Here is a 14983-nt window from a genome sequence, read left to right as displayed (position 1 = left end):
CCCTATTGTCGCGTCCGCTGCCGACTCGCTTCCCGCTGCCGGAGTCGATAACGTCGACATCCGATCTAGTCCGGCAACGAGGAGATCCGAATGGGTTCAACGATTTTCGCGGTGTTCTTGCCACTTGCCCTGGCGCTGGTGATGTTCGGCCTCGGGCTGACACTGACCATCGACGACTTCGCCCGCGTCCTGCGCTATCCCAAGGCCGCCGTCGTCGCGCTGGTGTGCCAGATGGTGCTGCTCCCCGTGATCTGCCTCGGCCTGATCTATCTGTTCCGGCTCGAAGGCGCGCTGGCCGCAGGCATGATGCTGCTCGTTGCCGCGCCCGGCGGTCCGTCGGCCAATCTGTTCAGTCATATCGCGGGCGGCAATGTGGCCTTGAACATCACTCTCACGGCGATCAACTCGGTCCTCGCGGTATTCACCCTGCCGCTGGTCGTCACGCTGGCGTTCACACTGTTCATGACCGAAGACGCGTCCATCGGGCTGCGGCCGGACAAGTTCCTGCAGGTATTCGCGATCGTGCTGGTCCCGGCCGCGATCGGCATGTGGGTGCAGCGCCGTTTCACCGCATGGGCCGACCGGATGCGCAAGAACGTCAAGATCGTGTCGGCTGTGGTGTTACTGCTGGTCGTCGTCGCGGCGGTGGGCCGCGAATTCGACACCCTGACCGAGAACATCGGCAAGCTCGCCGCCATCAGCCTCGTGTTGTCGACCCTGAGCTTCGTGATCGGCTACACGGTGCCGAGACTCTTCGCGGTCGACGCCGACCAGGCGATCGCCTCGGCCATGGAAATCGGCATCCACAACGGTGCGCTCGCCATCGCCGTCGCGTCGACGGTTCTGCACAACAGCGCGATGGCGGTACCGCCCGCCGTGTACGGAGTGCTGATGAACATCCCCGCCGTGATCGCGGCGTATCTGCTGGCCCGACGTGTTCGCAGCACCCCTGCGGCAGAGCTCGCGTCCACGTGAGCGAACACCCCGGTCGGCAGGTGGGTAGCCTTTCGGGAGTTCGAATTCGATCCGAAGGGAAACCGACGTCGCGATGCGACCGCTTGACATGGACGATCCGACGCGGATCGGCGACTACCGCCTGCTCGGCCTGCTCGGCTCGGGCGGGATGGGCCGGGTGTACCTCGGGCGCAGTTCGGGTGGCCGCACCGTCGCGGTGAAGGTCATCCGGCCGGATCTCATCGGCGATACGCAGTTCCGCGAGCGTTTCCGCCGCGAGGTCACCGCCGCGCGGCGCGTCGGCGGTCAGTTCACCGCCGCAGTGCTCGACGCGGACGTCGACGCCGATCCGCCGTGGCTGGCGACCGGCTATGTGGCCGGATTCTCGCTGACCGAGGCGGTCGAGCAATTCGGCACGTTCACCGAGAACCCGCTGCTGGTCCTCGCGCACGGCTTGACCGAGGCGTTGATCGCGGTGCACGAGGCCGGGGTGGTGCACCGCGACCTCAAGCCGTCCAATGTGCTGCTCGCCATCGACGGCCCCAAGGTGATCGATTTCGGCATCGCCCGTGCGGTCGAGGACAGTGCGCTCACCACCACGGGCAGCGTCATCGGCTCACCGAGCTTCATGTGCCCGGAGCAGGTGCTCGGCAAGCCGGTCGGTCCGGCGGGTGACGTCTTCGCACTCGGCGGTGTACTGGTGTTCGCGGCGACCGGACACGGGCCGTTCGGTGTCGGTGAGACGGTCCAGATGCTGTTTCGCGTGGTCTATGAGGAGCCGCAGCTCGACGGCGTGCCACCGCGGCTGCGCCCGTTGGTCGCCGCCTGCCTGGCCAAGGACGAGGCCGCCCGCCCGACGCCACAGCAACTGCATACCGCGCTGCTCGACCTCGGCGTGCCCCAACGCGCGGGCTGGCTGCCCGCGCCGGTGCTCGAGGAAGTCAGCAGGCGCGCGGTACAGCTGCTCGACCTGGATTCCGGCCCGGTTCGGGTACCGGACGAGCTGCGCGGACAGGTCTCCGATCCGTCGCGGTCCGCTCCGACGATCTCCCGACAGGCGCTGAACTACTCGCCTCCGGCACACTCCGATCCGCACGCGGCACCGCCCTACGGAGCCGGACAACGCGGCACACCTCCATACGGTCAGCACGGCACTCCGCCCTATGGGAACCGGCCGCAGCGCACGGATCGGACTCTGAAGCAGGGGGCGCCGTCCAATGTCGCGCAGACGCCGAATCAGGCCTGGCAGCAAGGCACCGGGTCCTACACAGGCGGTACGGACCGGCCTGGCCAGCCCATACCGGCCCAGGGTGCGCGGAGTTCTTCACGTTCCGAAAATGCGCGGCCGAACGGCAAATCGGGTGGCCGTCGCGTCGGGCTGATCACCGGTCTTCTCGTGGTGGCAGTGGCAATTGCCGTCGGCGGGTTCGTCATCGGCGGCCAGCTGAAGGACGAACCTCCCGGAACGCCCATCACAGCCGCGCCACCGGTGGTGGTCAGCACCTCGCGGCCGGAGTCATCCGAACGGGAAACACCCACGACTTCCAGCACCCCCACCAGCGTGAACGACCTGCCGACGGAGTTCGTCGGCCATTGGGCCGGGGTAGCCAAAGATGGGTTGGGCTCCTACGAGATTTCACTGACGCTCAATGCAGGATCAATCGGTGAGCGTGTCGGTGACTCTTCCAACGCCGGCAAACTCATCGGCCTCCGGTGTGGACGAGCGGAGACACTGACCGAGTCGTCCGCTAGTCGGATCACCCTGACAGCCCGGCTGACCGAAAACAGCGGCGGCTGCAATGATGAAGGGTCGACCTCCCAACTGGAACTCCGACCGGACGGCACGCTGTCGTACCGAACCCGTGGCGTCCTGGGCGAAATGATCGGAACCCTGTCCCGACGCTGACCAGCCACTACCTGGACAAACAGTGAACGTGCGCTCACCGACGACAGCGATTGCCCCATTTTTTCTGGACTTCCGGGATTGCTGGAAGCTGGTTATCGACATACTGGGAGCAGCAGTAGTTCACATATTCAGGGATATCAATTTCGCCCGGTGTCGCACAATACTCGGCCAATGTCTCTGCCGCCGCAATTGTCACACCGAAACCAGCAGATTGTGCCGCCACTCCTAGCACAAAACAGGCGGCTACTGCGATTCTCCTCATCGACTCCCCTTCCCCTGTGGACGCGTGTGGCCCCGGTCGATCGAAAGCCAATAGGCCTCCGCCATCGATGTCGAAGAACGTAGTACGGCCTGACATCGCATCGTGGCATGAATTACCGAACTCTCGTCAAGATCGCATGTGGCACAGAATGTTCGCCGATGAGCTCCCCGATGACAGAAGATCCTGCGCCTCCTACCGCACGAGGTTTTCTGCCCCCGCCCAGCGGTGTTCCGCCGGAAAAACCAGGCCTTCAGCTACCCGTGAGCACGAGCAACTGCGACACCGTTCGACCACAACTTCCGATGGGTCGAGTAAGTCCGTGCCGGCAAGAGCTCGGCTGTGTAACGCTGGTTCATGCCGATTCGAAGAACTGGCCTGCGCACTCCAGAGCCTGTCCGACTGTCACACACGCGGCGGGGCATCGCGGCCATTGCGGTTCTGGTCGCGAGTGCAATATCCGCCTGCGGCACCGGTTACGAGTCGAATGTGTCCGCCGGCACCGCCACCGTGGCGACCGGCAGCAACCCTGCCGGAGTTCCCGACCTGACCGCGGGGGAAGACGTCGCCCGCGACATCGAAGTCCCCTGGGGACTGGCTTTTCTGCCCGGCGGCGACGCACTGGTCGCGGAGCGCAACAGCGGACACATCCTGCGGGTGTCTCCGGGCCGGGCCCCCCAGCAGGTGTACAAGGTCCCCGGTGTCGCCGCGCGGGGCGAAGGTGGCCTGCTCGGTTTGGCCATCTCGCCGCAGTATGCCGAAAACGGTTACGTGTACGCGTATTTCACCGCCGACACCGACAACCGCATCGTCCGGTTCCGGCTCGACGGGGAGCCCGAGGCAATCTTCGGCGGGATCGCGAAGGCCGATAGCCACGATGGTGGCCGGATCGCGTTCGGCCCGGACAACATGTTGTACGTCGGCACCGGTGACGGTGGACAGGGCGCGCGGGCGCAGGATCCCGCGAGCCCCAATGGCAAGATTCTGCGACTCACGCCCGAAGGCGGCCCCGCGCCGGGGAATCCGATCCCCGGCTCGCCGGTGTACAGCCTCGGCCATCGCAATGTGCAAGGCCTGGCCTGGGATCGCGCGGGCAGACTATTCGCCGCCGAGTTCGGGCAGGACGCCTTCGATGAAATCAATCGGATCGAACCCGGCCGCAATTACGGTTGGCCGCTGGTCGAGGGCATGGGCGGTGCCGGCCGTGGATTCATCGACCCACAGCTCGTCTGGGCCCCCTCGGACGCATCGCCGTCGGGCATCGCCATCGCCGCCGACACCCTCTACGTCGCGGCTCTCCGCGGTGAAAGACTGTGGATTGCAATGCTTCACGACGGCGTGGCGAGCGATCCCATGGCGCAGCTCGAAGACTACGGCCGCTTGCGCACGGTCGCGGCCGCACCGGACGGCGCACTGTGGCTCACCACGTCCAATACCGACGGACGTGGTGATATTCGCTCCGGTGACGACCGGATCATCCGCTTCCCCGCACGCTGAGCGAGGCCGCACGCACGGTGGAACTCGCCGAGTCCGGGACCCTCACGGCAGATTCGTCATCGTTCCCGATCGGCGACCTCGACTCGACAGCATTGCGCGGGGATCCTTTCTCCATTCCTCACGCCTTGTCGAAAACTACTGGCGTACCGAGCAATTCGAGTTCCGCCTCGGACAGCTCCCGTTCGGCGTCGAACGTCGTGTCGCGGGCAAGGAGTTCGGCGTAGCGACCGTTCGATTCCACCAGCTGCCGATGGGTTCCGCGTTCGGCGATCCGACCGCGGTCGAGGACCACGATCTGGTCCGCGGCTCGAATGGTGGACAGGCGGTGAGCGATGGTGATGGTGGTGCGGCCTTCCGACAGGGCATCGATCGCGGTCTGGACTTCGCGTTCGGTTCGCGTGTCCAGCGCGCTGGTCGCCTCGTCCAGCACCAGGATCGGCGGATTGCGCAGGATGACCCTGGCGACCGCGAGACGTTGTTTCTCGCCGCCGGAGAACCGGTAGCCGCGCTCGCCGACCATCGTGTCGTATCCGTCGGGCAGGCTCGCGATGTGGTCGTGGATCTGCGCGGCCCGTGCGGCGGCGTGCAATTCCTCGTCCGTGGCATCGGGCTTGGCGAAGCGCAGGTTGTCGGCGACCGAGGCGTGGAACAGATAGGTCTCCTGGGACACCACGCCCACGGCGCCGGCGAGATCGGCGAAAGACAAGTCACGCACATCTGTTCGGTCGATCGTGACCCGGCCCGCGGTGGCATCGTACAACCGTGCGACGAGATACCCGAGGGTCGTCTTGCCCGAACCCGTCTCGCCGACCACGGCCAGGCTGCTACCGGCAGGCACCGTGATGTCGATGTCGCTCAACACATTCCGGGTGCCGGACCCGTAGGAGAAGCCGACCTGCTCGAATCGAACCTCGCCCGCGGCCTTCGGCAGCGGCAGCGGCAGCGGCCGTTGCGGCTCCTCGATGTCGGGCTTCAGATCCAGGTACTCGAAGATGCGTCCGAACAATGCCAGCGAGCTCTGCACCTCTACACCGGTGTACAGCAGCTGCACCATCGGCCGAAGCAAGCTGCTCTGCAGGGTGGTGAAGGCGACCAGCGTGCCGATCGACACCAGGGGATGCCCGGTAGCGACGGTCAGTCCGGCGGCCCAATACACGATGGCGGGCATCGCCGACATGACGATCTGGATCGTCGACTGCCGCCAGCGACCGGCCATGCCCGAGCGGATCTCCAGGTCGACGAGTCCACGTGACTCCTGCGCGAAATTGTCGATCAGCGCGGGCGAACGGCCCATGGTGCGGCCGAGCAGGATGCCGCTCACCGAGAGAGATTCCTCCACGATCGCCGACATGCCTGCGAGCTTCTGCTGTCGCTGCGCGGTGATCTTCCTGCGTTCGTTGCCGACACGGCGACTCACCCAGACGAAGAACGGCAGCATGATCAGCGACACCGCGGTCAGCCGCCAGTCGAGCGCGATCATGGCGATGATCGAGGCGACGACAGTGGTGAAGTTGGAGACCAGCGAGGTCGCGGTCGAGGTGACCGTCGACTGCATGCCGCCGATGTCATTGGCGATCCTGGACTGCACCTCGCCGGTGCGGGTCGCGGTGAAGAAGGCCAGCGGCATGCGCTGCAGCCTGGCGTACACCGCGGAGCGCAGGTCGTGCATGACGTTCTGTCCGACGGCGGTCGAGATATAGGTCTGGAGCACGCCGAAAACGCTGGTCGTCGCCGCCACCGCGACCATGCCCGCGGCCAGCAGGGTCAGCAGACCGGTGCGGCCGTTGGGCAGCGCCTCATCGAGAACACCACGCAGCATGAACGGCGAGGCGAGCGAGACGATGGACGACAGGCCGACCAGCGCGGCGACCAGCGCCAAACGGGCCCGATAGGGCCGGAACAGCCGGACGATCCGACCGAGTTGAGAGGGTGGGGGCTGCACAGGCGCCTCCTTTCGCGGAAACTGCCCATACAACTGAGCGTGGCTCACAATTATTCCATTGAACAATGAGCTAGGCTCAGCTTTGTGGACACCGCTCCCGAAAGTGACCTGCCCGAACTGTTCCTGCGCGCGGCCAAGCGGATCCGCCGCAACCAGTCGGCCCGTCTCGCACCGCTCGGCCTGACCCCCGCCCAAGCCCGCGCGCTGCGCATCATCGCCCGCCACGGCGAGCCGCTACGGATGGCTGGGCTAGCCGAACGGCTGGATATCGTTCCACGCTCGGCCACCACGGTCGTCGACGCCCTCGAGTCCACCGGTCTTGTCGCCCGCGCCCCCGACCCGTCCAACCGACGGTCCACCCTGGTCACCCTCACCGACGCAGGCACCGCCGCCCTGTCCCGGATGTCGGCGGCCCGTCGCGCGGCCGCCGAAGAACTCTTCTCCGCGCTCTCCTCCGACGAACGCGAAACCCTTCGCCACCTGCTGGCCACCCTCGACACGGTCGATGGCTGTCAGCCGGCCGGTCCTGCCGAACGATCGAAGAAAGACACCCGGGCACGCGGACTTCGGCCCTAGGCTTTGTCCATGACGCCGCTGCAGCGCTATATCGTCGAAGAAATCGCTGCCGACCATGCCGACGGGTTGCTGACCCGCCGCGAGGCCCTGCGCAGGCTCGGACTGCTCGGCGTGGGCACGCCCACGGCGTCCGCGTTGCTCGCCGCATGTTCGAACGATGGCCGGTCCGCCGATCAGGCGCCATCGACGAGCGGTTCGGCCGTACCGACGACGCCGGGGATGAGCACCGCGGTACCCACCACAACGGTGACGTTTTCCGGCCCCGACGGTCGCGAGTTACAGGGCGCCTGGGCGGCGGCGGCCCGGCCACGCGGCACGGTACTTGTCATCCATGAGAACAAGGGCCTCACCGACCACATCCGTTCGGTGGCAGGACGATTCGCAGGCGTCGGGTATTCCGCGCTCGCCGTCGACCTGCTCTCCGAGGCGGGCGGCACCGCCACCTTCACCGACCCGGCCGCTGCCACCGCCGCACTCAGCAAGATCCCGCAGGACCAGTTGGTCGCCGACTTGCGCGCCGGGATCGACGAACTGGAACGGCGAGCGCCGGGTAAGAAGATCGGCGCCACCGGCTTCTGCTTCGGCGGCGGCCTGGTGTGGTTGCTACTGACGTCCGGCACCCCGAAATTGGCCGCGGCCACCCCGTTCTACGGCCCCTTCCCGGACGGCGGGAACCTCTCCGGGTCCAAGGCCGCGGTGCTGGCCGTCTACGCCGGGCTCGACGCTCGCATCAACGCGTCGCGGCCCGGCGCAGAAGCGGCGTTGAACCACGCTGACCTGCCATTCGAGGTGTTCATGGCACCGGAGGCCGACCACGCGTTCTTCAACGACACCGGCCCGAGGTACAACCCGGCTGCGGCGAACGACGCCTGGCGGCGGGTGGTGGATTGGTACGCCGGGTGGCTCGGCTAGACGGCTAAGTGGTCGGCGCCTGGGTGGTCGAGGTCTGCGGTGCCGGTGACTCCGCGGTCGTCGACGGTGGAGCCGGTGACTCCGTGGTCGAGGTCTGCGGCGCGGGCGACTCCGCGGTCGTCGACTGTGGAGCCGGTGACTCCGTGGTCGGCACCTGCGGTGCAGGGCACTGCCCCGTCTGCTCACCGAGCACATTGATCTCGGCGTTCGACCGCGGATCACCCGCGTAATTGATCTGATCGGTGCACTTCACATACGTGTCTGCAGGCGGCGACCCCAGCGGCGCGGGACACTGCCCCGTCTGCTCACCGAGCACATTGATTTCCGCGTTCGACCGCGGATCACCCGCGTAATTGATCTGGTCCGTGCACTTGACGTAGGTGCCGGTGCTCGGCTGCTGCCCAGGGGCGGGTTGCACCGCAGGACCGGCAGAGCCCGGGATTTCCCGACTCGTCGTCACCGTCGTCGATGCGGACGAGCTGCTGGTCGAGGCCACCCTGCTGGTGGATGTCGACGTTACCGTCGCTTGGCCGTCCTGATCACCCGAACACCCGGTAGCCGCCACGAGAATCGGCACCATCACCATGATTGCCGCTGCGGTGGTACGCAGCCGTGACCTACTGAGATTGAGCATCGTTCGGAACACTTCCCTTCTGAGCTCTCGACCCTCTGGACATCGTGACCATCAAAAACGATCCGGCGCCTATGACAGTTGCGGGTACAGACACCGCCACCGGGATAGAAAGAGCCGCAGCTCGATTCGTATCCTAGACCGACACATCGGGCTGACGCGTGCACCCCTCGACATGTCGACGACCAGCAGTGAAACCACCGCTGTTCACGCTCGCAACAACGCCGCTATCTCGTCTCGCAGTACCGCTTCCGGAGACTCCAACCGCAGATGCCGGTGCGCGGAGACAACAACCTTGCCCGCCACCAGAACCTCACGCACGTCGCTTGCGGTGGCTGCGTACAGCGCGGCGGCGGGGTCGGCACCCGTGGTGCGCACCGAGTCGAGGTCGACGGTCACCAGGTCCGCTGCCGCGCCCGCTTCGATTCGCCCGACCTCCGGCCAGCCGATCGAGCCGTGATCCGTTGCCGCGCTGTACAACTGCGCCGGTCCGAAACGTCCGCGCGATCGGCTGACCAAGCGTTCGTTCAGCTCGAGCGCCCGCCATTCCTCGAAGGCGTCCACCACCGCGTGACTGTCGCTGCCGAGGCACAGCCGTACGCCGGCGTCGGCAAGCGCCCGCCCGGGACCGATGCCGTCGCCGAGATCGCGTTCGGTGGTCGGGCAGAAGCACACGCCTGCACGCATTCCGGCGAGCAGCCGAATATCCGCGGCCGTCACATGTGTCGCGTGCACGGCGGTCGTCCGAGGTCCGAGCATCCCGGTCTCGGCGAGCAGCGCGGTCGGGGTACGGCCGTGTGCGGCAAGACAATCGCGATTCTCCGCGGGTTGTTCGGACAGGTGGACGTGCACCGGCCCGCCCGCTGCCTGTTGTGCGACGACCCGCAGCGCCGCGGGCGGCACTGCCCGCACCGAGTGCGCGGCCACCCCGGTGCGCACGAGGTCGGTCTTCGGGACGAACGCCGCGGCGCGTTCGGCCCAGGCGCCGACATCGCCATCGCTGAACCGCCGTTGATGTTCATCGAGTTTCCAGCCGAATCCGCCGGACAGATAACAGGTGTCGAGCAGGGTGAGTCGGATACCCGCATCCACGGCGGCGGCCGCCAAGGCCGCGCTCATCGCGTTCGGATCGTCGTAGCGCGCACCGTTCGGCCCGTGATGCAGGTAGTGGAACTCGCCGACACTTGTGTACCCCGCGAGCACCATCTCGGCGTATACCCCACGCGCCAGCCGGTAATACGAATCGGGATCCAGCCGCGCGGCGACGGTATACATCCGTTCCCGCCACGTCCAGAAGGTGCCGCGATCATGCTGGGTGCGCCCACGCAGCACTCGGTGGAAGGCGTGCGAATGCGCATTGGCGAATCCGGGAATGGTCAGCCCCGCCAGAATTTTCCCCGACCGCTCGGTGCCGACCGCCACCGAGCGGATCACCGGACCGTCGACCTCGAGGGACACCGACTGCGCGAGACCGTGCGGCAACCACGCGTACTCGGCCCAATACACGCTCATCCGATCGGCTCCTCTCGCGGCACGCGCACCGGAGACTCGCGTAGGGCGAAATCGTCTGCCCGGTAGCGATATCCGGTCCCCCAGCTGCTCATCCGGCTAATTCCTCCAGCACGTGCGCGAGGCTCACCGCACCGAAATCCACGTCGATCGGTTCCGCGTGTTCTTCCGGGGCGTGGCTGATGCCGGTCGGGTTACGCACGTAGAGCATCCCGGCGGGGACGTGTGCCGCGAGGATCCCCGCGTCATGTCCCGCTCCGGTGGGCAATGCGGGAACGCCGCCGAGTACCCTGTCCATCCTGCGACGCAGCGGTTCGTCGAAAACCACATCGTCCGAATAGGATTCCTCGGTGATGGTCACCCTACAACCCTCCTCGGCCGCCGCGATGCGCGCGACTTCGGCGATATCGTCGACGAGGGCGGCGGTGCGGCCTGCACCCGGTACTCGGGCGTCGAGCCAGAGATCGACAGTCGAGGCGATCACATTGGTGCCGCCGGGAACCGGGACGAGTCGTCCCACAGTCGCTCTGGCATCGCGGGCGGCGGCAGCGGCACGGCGGGCGGCGGCGATCACCGCGGCGGCGGGCAGCATGGGGTCGTGACGGTCCGCGATCAGGGTCGCGCCCGCGTGGTTGCCCTGCCCGGAGAAAGAGAATCGGTAGCGGCCGTGCGCGATGATGGAGCTGCCGGTGGCGACCGGGCTGTCCATGTCGATGAGGCCGCGGCCCTGCTCCACGTGTAGCTCGATGAAACAGCCGATCATGGAGAGCGATTCGGGATCGGCACCGAAACGCTCGGGGTCGTGCCCGGCTTTCGCGGCGGCTTCGGCGAGGGTGATGCCCTCGGTGTCGCGCAACCCCCTGGCCCGATCCGCGTCGAGTGCTCCGGTCAGCAGCCGGGAGCCCAGGCACGGCACGCCGAACCGGCCGCCCTCCTCCTCCGCGAACACCAGCAGCGCCAAGGGCTTGGTTGGGCTGAAACCCTTGGCGCGCAGAATATCTACGGCGGCGATGGCACTCGCGACGCCGAGCGGACCATCGAACGCACCACCTCCCGGAACCGAATCGAGGTGACTGCCGGTGACCACAGCACCCCGCTGCGGTCGTCCCCACCACGCCCAGATATTGCCATTGCGATCGGTGCGCACCGCGAGCCCGCGCATACCTGCCTGCTCGATGAACCACTGGCGCAGTGTCAATTCCGCATCGTCGAACGCATGCCGCGAATAGCCACCGCGGCCGGCATCACGGCCGACATCGGCGATCTCGCGCAATAGTCGATCGGCGCTCATGCCCGTGCACCGACCAACCGATGCGGCACACCGCTCGTTCGGGCACACGAGATCACTTGTTCCGCAATCACTTACCCTCCTGCATAGGTATCCGGACCCCGCGTTCTGCGGCGACCACACCGGCACGTTCGTATCCGGCGTCCACATGCCGGATGACGCCCGTGCCAGGGTCGTTGGTCAATACCCGCTCGATCTTCTGCGCGGCCAGCGAGGTCCCGTCGGCCACACAGACCTGTCCGGCGTGGATGGAGCGGCCCATCCCGACGCCGCCGCCGTGGTGGATGGACACCCAGCTCGCACCGGAGGCGGTGTTGACAAGGGCGTTGAGCAGTGGCCAGTCGGCGATGGCGTCGGATCCGTCGGCCATCGACTCGGTCTCGCGGTAGGGGGATGCGACGCTGCCGGAGTCCAAGTGGTCACGCCCGATCACGACGGGCGCGCGCAATTCACCGCTGGCCACCATCTCGTTGAAGCGCAGCCCTGCCAGGTGTCGCTCGCCGTAGCCGAGCCAACAGATCCGTGCCGGAAGTCCTTGGAAGGCAACGCGTTCCCCAGCCAGCGTGATCCACCGACGCAGCGATTCGTTGTCGGGGAACAGATCCAGGATCGCTCGGTCGGTCGCGGCGATGTCCGCCGGGTCCCCCGACAGTGCGACCCACCGGAACGGCCCTTTGCCCTCGCAGAACAGGGGACGGATGTAGGCGGGCACGAACCCCGGGAAGTCGAAGGCCCGTGCGCACCCGCCGAGCTCGGCCTCGCCGCGCAGTGAGTTGCCGTAGTCGAAGACTTCCGCACCGCGATCGAGGAACCCGAGCATCGCGTCGACGTGATCGGCCATGGATTCCCGAGCCCGATCGGTGAATTCGTCCGGCTTCTTCGCCGCGTAGTCCGACCAGTCGTCGAGATCGACGCCGCGTGGCAAGTAGGCAAGCGGGTCGTGCGCAGAGGTCTGGTCGGTGACGATGTCGACCTCGAGACCGGCCTCCAGCAGTTTCGGCAGCACCTCGGCGGCATTGCCGATCAGTCCGACCGACAACGCCCTTCGCTGCTCACGCGCTGCCGAGACCCTGGCCACCGCATCGTCGAAATCATCGGCGATCTCGTCGAGGTAGCGGTCGTGCACCCGCCGCTGCGCGCGTGCCGGATCACATTCGACCACCAGTGCCACACCGCCGTTCATGGTGATCGCCAGCGGCTGCGCGCCACCCATGCCGCCGAGCCCTGCCGTCACGGTGAGGGTGCCCGCGAGACTGCCGCCGAATCGCTTGTCCGCCACGGCGGCGAAGGTCTCGTAGGTACCCTGCAGGATGCCCTGCGTGCCGATATAGATCCATGAACCCGCGGTCATCTGCCCGTACATGGTCAGACCGAGCGCCTCCAGCCGCCGGAACTCCGGCCAGTTCGCCCAGTCGCCCACCAGATTCGAGTTGGTGATCAACACCCGTGGCGCCCACTCGTTGGTCCGGAATACCCCCACCGGCTTTCCCGACTGCACCAGCAGCGTCTCGTCCGCCTCGAGCGTTGTCAGGCATCGGCTGATCGCATCGAAACTGGCCCAGTCCCGAGCCGCCTTTCCGGTTCCGCCGTACACAACCAGATCCTCCGGCCGCTCGGCCACGTCGGGATCCAGGTTGTTGTGCAGCATCCGCAGCGCCGCCTCGGCCTGCCAATTCCGCGCGCTCAACCCGGTCCCCCGAGGTGCCCGTACCAACCGTCCCATCACAACGACTTCCTTCCATGGTCGAGTGGCACAGTGCTACGGCCGACGTCGAGAAGGCCCGTCGACGGTGTGCCGCCCGCTTCGCGACGACCGATCGAGCACAGCGAGAGCGTGGACGGGTGGCACGGGCTGGTAGAGCGCTGGGTGGGAAGGGGTTGTGCCATCAGATGTCTCCCTGGGGAGGGAATCGGTTATGGACCCAGGTGGGGGGCTATTGCACGCAGTAGTTCACCGGAGGCGATGAGGTCGGTGGCTGCCGCGATCTCGGGGGCCAAGTGGCGGTCGGGACCAGGGCCGCCGACCTTGGTGCGCAGCAACGCCAGGGCCGCGGCGGTGGCCGGAGCAGGACGCAACGGGGCGCGCAGGTCGAGTGCTCGTGCGGCGGTCAGGTATTCCACCGCGAGGACCGAGGTCAGTCCCGCTACCGCCCTGCGCAGCTTGCGTGCCGCCGACCAACCCATCGAGACATGATCCTCCTGCATGGCGCTGCTGGGGATCGAGTCGACCGATGCGGGTGCGGCGAGCCGCTTGAGTTCGCTGACGATGCCCGCCTGGGTGTACTGGGCGATCATATGACCGGAGTCGACGCCGGGATCCTCGGCCAGAAAAGCCGGAAGGCCGTGGGAGCGGGCGACATCCAGCATCCGATCGGTGCGGCGCTCGGACATGCTCGCCACATCGGCCACCGGGATGGCGAGGAAGTCGAGGACGTAGGCGATCGGGGCGCCGTGGAAATTGCCATTGGATTCCAGCCGACCGTCGGCGAGCACCACGGGATTGTCGATGGCGGCGGCCAACTCTCGCTCGGCGACGGTCGCCGCGTGGCTGACGGTGTCGCGTGCGGCGCCGTGTACTTGCGGCGCGCAGCGCAGCGAGTAGGCGTCTTGCACGCGGTTGCAGTCAGGGCCGCGGTGGCTGGCAACAATCTCGGAACCGGCGAGGGCGGCCAGCATGCGCCGCGCCGAGCACGCTTGACCGGGATGCGGGCGCAGCGCCTGCAGGTCCTCAGCGAACACTCGGTCGGTGCCCAGCAATGCCTCCACGCTCATAGCGGCCGTCAGGTCGGCGATATCGAGCAGGCGGTGCAGGTCGGCGAGTGCGAGGACCAGCATGCCGAGCATGCCGTCGGTGCCGTTGGTGAGCGCGAGGCCCTCTTTCTCGGCGAGAACGATCGGATCGATTCCGTTGGCGCGCAACGCCGTTGCTGCCGCGACCACGACGCCCGCGGAATCGATGACTTCACCCTCCCCCATCAGGGCCAGTGCCACCGCGGCCAGCGGCGCGAGGTCGCCGGAGCAGCCGAGGGAGCCGAATTCGTGCACGATCGGGGTGATGCCCGCGTTGATCACGGCGGCCAGGGTGACCGCGGTTTCCGGCCGCACACCGGTGTGCCCGGTGGCCAGGGTGCGCAGGCGCAGCAGCATCATGGCGCGCACCACTTCCGGCTCGACCGCAGGGCCTGCGCCTGCGGCGTGCGAGCGGATCAGCGAGCGTTGCAATGCGGCGCGGCTCTCCGGCGGAATGTGGCGGGTCGCGAGCGCGCCGAAGCCGGTGGACACGCCGTAGGTCGGGACACTTCCCGCGGCCAGCGCATCGACGTGCTGGCGGGCCGAGGTCAGGCGTTTCTCGGCGGCCTCGCTGAATCGGACCTTCGCACCGAGGCGCGCGACGGCGACGACCCGCTCCATGGTCAACGGCCCGTCCAACTCGACCGTCGGTAACTGCGTGGCATCCGGCATATGTCCATTCCACAGGGCGCGGCGCCGGTGGAGAATGAGGCGCGGCC

Annotated in this window: 12 protein-coding genes; 5 read left to right on the top strand and 7 right to left on the bottom strand. The window is 67.1% G+C overall.

Features of this window, described 5'->3' with window-relative positions; translation table 11 throughout:
• Positions 1-90 precede the first annotated feature (90 nt).
• Complete coding sequence (locus tag AB0M74_RS08215; protein WP_364903227.1) at positions 91-975, top strand: bile acid:sodium symporter family protein; 885 nt, start codon at positions 91-93, stop codon at positions 973-975.
• A gap of 88 nt (positions 976-1063) precedes the next feature.
• Positions 1064-2860: a protein kinase gene (locus AB0M74_RS08210; RefSeq protein ID WP_364903225.1), complete on the top strand. Its 1797-nt coding sequence runs from the start codon at positions 1064-1066 to the stop codon at positions 2858-2860.
• Between the two features lie 34 nt (positions 2861-2894).
• On the opposite strand, the gene AB0M74_RS08205 is transcribed toward AB0M74_RS08210, so the two are convergent.
• Entirely contained in the window at positions 2895-3122 is a 228-nt protein-coding gene (locus AB0M74_RS08205; RefSeq protein ID WP_364903222.1) for a hypothetical protein, read from the bottom strand.
• A 486-nt stretch (positions 3123-3608) separates the two neighbouring features.
• On the opposite strand from AB0M74_RS08205, the gene AB0M74_RS08200 reads away from it, so the two are divergent.
• Positions 3609-4616, top strand: a complete 1008-nt coding sequence (locus AB0M74_RS08200; RefSeq protein WP_364903219.1) for a PQQ-dependent sugar dehydrogenase — start codon at positions 3609-3611, stop codon at positions 4614-4616.
• A 118-nt stretch (positions 4617-4734) separates the two neighbouring features.
• Here the strand turns inward: AB0M74_RS08200 and AB0M74_RS08195 are convergent, their stop codons facing one another.
• The gene (locus AB0M74_RS08195) at positions 4735-6558 is read right to left on the bottom strand and encodes an ABC transporter ATP-binding protein (protein ID WP_364903216.1); all 1824 of its coding nucleotides are present in this window, start codon (positions 6556-6558) and stop codon (positions 4735-4737) included.
• An 84-nt stretch (positions 6559-6642) separates the two neighbouring features.
• Here AB0M74_RS08195 and AB0M74_RS08190 point away from each other — a divergent pair, with 84 nt between their 5' ends.
• On the top strand, positions 6643-7134 hold the full coding sequence (locus AB0M74_RS08190; protein WP_364903214.1) for a MarR family transcriptional regulator: 492 nt from the start codon (positions 6643-6645) through the stop codon (positions 7132-7134).
• Positions 7135-7143: 9 nt separating this feature from the next.
• Positions 7144-8046, top strand: coding sequence for a dienelactone hydrolase family protein (locus tag AB0M74_RS08185; RefSeq protein WP_364903212.1), 903 nt, complete (start codon positions 7144-7146; stop codon positions 8044-8046).
• 4 nt (positions 8047-8050) lie between these two features.
• Here AB0M74_RS08185 and AB0M74_RS08180 read toward each other — a convergent pair whose 3' ends face one another.
• The 5 genes from AB0M74_RS08180 to hutH form a co-directional block, all read right to left on the bottom strand.
• The gene (locus AB0M74_RS08180; RefSeq protein WP_364903209.1) at positions 8051-8680 is read right to left on the bottom strand and encodes a hypothetical protein; all 630 of its coding nucleotides are present in this window, start codon (positions 8678-8680) and stop codon (positions 8051-8053) included.
• A 204-nt stretch (positions 8681-8884) separates the two neighbouring features.
• Positions 8885-10189, bottom strand: coding sequence for a formimidoylglutamate deiminase (locus AB0M74_RS08175; protein WP_364903206.1), 1305 nt, complete (start codon positions 10187-10189; stop codon positions 8885-8887).
• Positions 10190-10277: 88 nt separating this feature from the next.
• Complete coding sequence (locus tag AB0M74_RS08170) at positions 10278-11477, bottom strand: allantoate amidohydrolase (RefSeq protein WP_364903203.1); 1200 nt, start codon at positions 11475-11477, stop codon at positions 10278-10280.
• Between the two features lie 67 nt (positions 11478-11544).
• Positions 11545-13197 carry a urocanate hydratase gene (gene hutU, locus AB0M74_RS08165; protein WP_364903200.1) on the bottom strand — a complete coding sequence of 551 codons (1653 nt, stop codon included), beginning with the start codon at positions 13195-13197 and terminating at the stop codon, positions 11545-11547.
• A gap of 191 nt (positions 13198-13388) precedes the next feature.
• Complete coding sequence (gene hutH, locus AB0M74_RS08160; protein ID WP_364903197.1) at positions 13389-14936, bottom strand: histidine ammonia-lyase; 1548 nt, start codon at positions 14934-14936, stop codon at positions 13389-13391.
• Positions 14937-14983: the final 47 nt, after the last annotated feature.

The organism is Nocardia sp. NPDC051463, from assembly GCF_040681975.1.
Lineage (GTDB): Bacteria > Actinomycetota > Actinomycetes > Mycobacteriales > Mycobacteriaceae > Nocardia.
The sequence above is the reverse complement of the archived record's forward strand: the minus strand, read 5'-3'. Positions and strand labels throughout refer to the sequence as shown.